The organism is Comamonas denitrificans, from assembly GCF_042654745.1.
GTDB classification, from domain to species: domain Bacteria; phylum Pseudomonadota; class Gammaproteobacteria; order Burkholderiales; family Burkholderiaceae_C; genus Comamonas; species Comamonas denitrificans.
In genome coordinates this window covers 1-2,003 of the sequence record NZ_JBHSEY010000030.1, presented here as the reverse complement: position 1 = coordinate 2,003, position 2,003 = coordinate 1, and the positions used below count along the sequence as shown (strand labels likewise).

The 2,003-nt window shown below is 55.4% G+C and carries 3 protein-coding genes; all 3 read left to right on the top strand.

Features of this window, described 5'->3' with window-relative positions; genetic code table 11:
- Nucleotides 1-213: 213 nt before the first annotated feature.
- On the top strand, nucleotides 214-633 hold the full coding sequence (locus ACFO24_RS06975; RefSeq protein ID WP_377737671.1) for a GtrA family protein: 420 nt from the start codon (nucleotides 214-216) through the stop codon (nucleotides 631-633).
- Nucleotides 630-1,607 carry a glycosyltransferase family 2 protein gene (locus ACFO24_RS06970; RefSeq protein ID WP_377737670.1) on the top strand — a complete coding sequence of 326 codons (978 nt, stop codon included), beginning with the start codon at nucleotides 630-632 and terminating at the stop codon, nucleotides 1,605-1,607. Before ACFO24_RS06975 ends, ACFO24_RS06970 begins: the two co-directional genes overlap by 4 nt.
- Nucleotides 1,608-1,678: 71 nt before the next feature.
- Nucleotides 1,679-2,003: acyltransferase family protein (locus ACFO24_RS06965; RefSeq protein ID WP_377737669.1), on the top strand; the 325-nt coding region annotated here is incomplete at its 3' end.

Here is a 2,003-nt window from a genome sequence, read left to right as displayed (position 1 = left end):
GTCTCCATTGCGCCAGATGAAAAACTCAGTCTCGTAGCACGCGCGAAACCGAGTTGTTCAGGACATCCTTGAGTCCATTGGAAAGCGGGTTGTTTGCGTTGATGACGTCTTTATACACCATCATTTATCTGCGTCTTTTAATAAACTGAAAGACTCGGAAAGACAGGAGTTGTTTCGGCGAAACAAAGAAGTATATGAAAAGAAGTGGGGTGCATGGGTTCCGCATACCTACCGGTCTGCTGGTCCGCTGAAATGAAGCGTGAGTTTTTCCGGTTTCTCGTGACTGGCAGCAGTGCGACAGTGGGGCATTATGCGGTTTTCTGGCTGTGTATTTCAGTGCTCGGCATCAGCACCACGGTCGCATCCGCGATTGGCTATCTGTTCGGCTCGGTATTAAGTTACCTGATGAGCTACTACTACACGTTCGACAGCAAGCGTTCGCACGGCGAGGCGGTGGCGTTCTTCTACCTGATGGTCGCCACGGGCTTCTTCATCAACACGGGGATCGTCCATGCGCTCGCCGCGGGGCTGCGCTGGGATCCCTGGATATCGCAGGTTTTTGCAACAGCATTGACTTTGTTCTGGAATTACATTGTCTCGAAATTGTTAGTTTTTGGCAGGAGAGGGCGATGAGCAAATTAATATCGGTGATTGTCCCAGCGTTCAACGAGGAGGAGGTAATCCACGCCTTTCATTCCCGGATGAGTGAAGTGTTCGATCGGCTTCCGGGCTATCGCTGCGAGATGATCTTTGTCGATGACGGGAGTGTCGATTCGACGCGCCGCCTAATCATGGAGTTGGCGGCTTCCGATCCCAGGGTGTGCGCGGTAGCGCTGTCGAGGAATTTCGGCAAGGAGGCTGCCATGACCGCCGGCCTAGATGTGTCAAAAGGGGATGCGGTCGCGATTTTCGACGTCGACTTGCAGGATCCTCCGGAACTGTTGCTGGATTTTGTTGAAAACTGGGAAAAGGGTTTTGATGTCGTTTACGCAAAAAGAACCCGGCGTGATGGCGAGACCTGGCTGAAGAAGGCCACGGCTGCAGCGTTCTACCGGGTCATCCGCAGGTTGTCCCGGGTGTCCATCCCGCCCGATACCGGCGACTGTCGGCTGATGACCCGCCGGGTAGTCGAGCAACTGGTGCGCCTGCGCGAGCATCACAGGTTCATGAAGGGGTTGTTCGCCTGGGTCGGGTTCCCGTCGGTTGCCGTCGAGTATCGGCGTGATCCGAGGGTTGCCGGCGCCACCAAGTTCAACTACTGGAAGCTGTGGAACTTCGCCCTGGAAGGGATTACCTCCTTTACCATCGCGCCCCTGAAGATCGCCATGTACGTTGGGTTCACGCTTGCAGCCGCGTCTTTTGTCATGGGCGGCTGGATCGTGGTGAAGACCCTCGTCTGGGGCGAGGCGGTGCGCGGGTACCCGACGCTGATCGTCACCGTGTTGTGTCTCGGTGGCGTGCAGTTGTTCTTCATTGGGGTGCTCGGCGAATACCTGGGGCGCATCTTCGGTGAGACCAAGCAGCGCCCACTCTATATCGTTGATAGCGTCCGGGAGTCCAGGATTTCCGCCGACGTTCATGGCGAAGGTGACAATGCCGCTACCTGATATCCCCGAATCTAACGGGTTCATGCTTGCTGTGGTTTGCCCGGGTAATCAGATTTCTTGGCAGAAACATAATGAACAATGACACACTGGGCGCGGTCTTCGATGCTCGCAACAACAGCATGAACATTATGAGGCTGCTCGCTGCGCTGGCGGTCATCTATGGGCATGCTTCTGCGGTGACCGGGCGTGGGCCGGGCGATCTTTTCTTGCAGTTTGTCGGCTACAAGTTCATCGGGGGCGTCGCCGTCGATGTTTTCTTTGTGCTCAGCGGCTTTCTCATAACCGCCAGCGCGATGAGTGGTAAGGGTATCAGGTATTTCGTCGTGTCTAGGTGTCGCATCCCGGACGATTGCATAGATAAAAATCGCTATCCGCTGTTTATGGCGCGATCCGTGC